Here is a 1,033-nt window from a genome sequence, read left to right on the forward strand (position 1 = left end):
TGCGTCCGGCCTTCACCAGCTCGACCAGTTGCGCCCGAAATTCCGCCGGGTACGGGGTACGATGCTTGGCCATAATCGGCACCTCCTTCTCCAAAGGATAGATGTCCGTTTTTGCGGGTCAATCTCATATATGACCAGCGAATAGAACTGCTCTGCAACCGTTCGAGTTCCACCGCCGTTGTTCAACTGCCCTTTGCGGATCATGTGCATCACCTCGATGCCAGAAAGGATGATGCGCGTGCACCGGAAATCCTTGAAGCCCATCATCGGCCTGACGATGCGTTTTATAGCTCGATGATCCTGCTCTATGATGTTATTCAGGTACTTGTTCTGGCGAACCTTGATCGGCGTCGTCCGTACGATGTTCAGCGCATCAAGCGCAGCCAGATTGGCAACGTTTTTATCCACGGTAATGGTTCCAGGCTCACCGTTACCGTCAATCGCCTTCTCGAAGTAGTGACGTGCTGCAGTCTTGTCCCGACGGGCGCGCAGCAGGAAATCGACCGTATTGCCCTCCTTGTCGACGGCGCGGTACAAGTACTTCCATTGACCGTTGACCTTGATGTAGGTCTCGTCCATGCGCCAGCTCCGGCCCACGGGCCGCTTGTGCCGTCTGAACGCCTTCTCGAACAGCGGCACGAGCTTGATCACCCAGCGATGAACACTTGAGTGATCGACCTCGACGCCGCGCTCGGCCATCATTTCTTCGAGGTTACGCAAGCTCAACGAATATGCCACATACCAGCGAACAAGCAGGATTATGTCCAACGGATGGTGCAGTCGCTTGAGAACCGTTGCGATCCCTGATGGCAGCGTCGTACGTGGTGTCTCGCTCGTTTTGCCCATTTCGTTTGTCATGCGTGGTCGAGCAACAATTCTAGCTCAGTGCCTTGGCGCGACAGAACCACGCGCTGCGCTGGATCGTACGTGCCGGTGCCCCGTGGCGTTTGTTGCCCAATGATTTTCCGCCGTGGGAACTGGTCTACCAGCAGACGCAACGCTGGATTCAGGCGGGCTGCTTCGAGGCCATGGT

Annotated in this window: 2 pseudogenes; one reads left to right on the forward strand and one right to left on the reverse strand. The window is 56.2% G+C overall.

Annotated features, from left to right (window positions below):
* Positions 1-132 precede the first annotated feature (132 nt).
* A pseudogene (locus tag AB4Y34_RS41695) lies at positions 133-846 on the reverse strand (IS6 family transposase); the annotation flags it as partial.
* A gap of 59 nt (positions 847-905) precedes the next feature.
* Between AB4Y34_RS41695 and AB4Y34_RS41700 the strand changes: the two are divergent.
* Positions 906-1,033 (forward strand): annotated as a pseudogene (locus AB4Y34_RS41700) (transposase); the annotation flags it as partial.

The sequence above is a fragment of the Paraburkholderia sp. BR10954 genome (assembly GCF_040965775.1).
GTDB lineage: Bacteria > Pseudomonadota > Gammaproteobacteria > Burkholderiales > Burkholderiaceae > Paraburkholderia > Paraburkholderia youngii.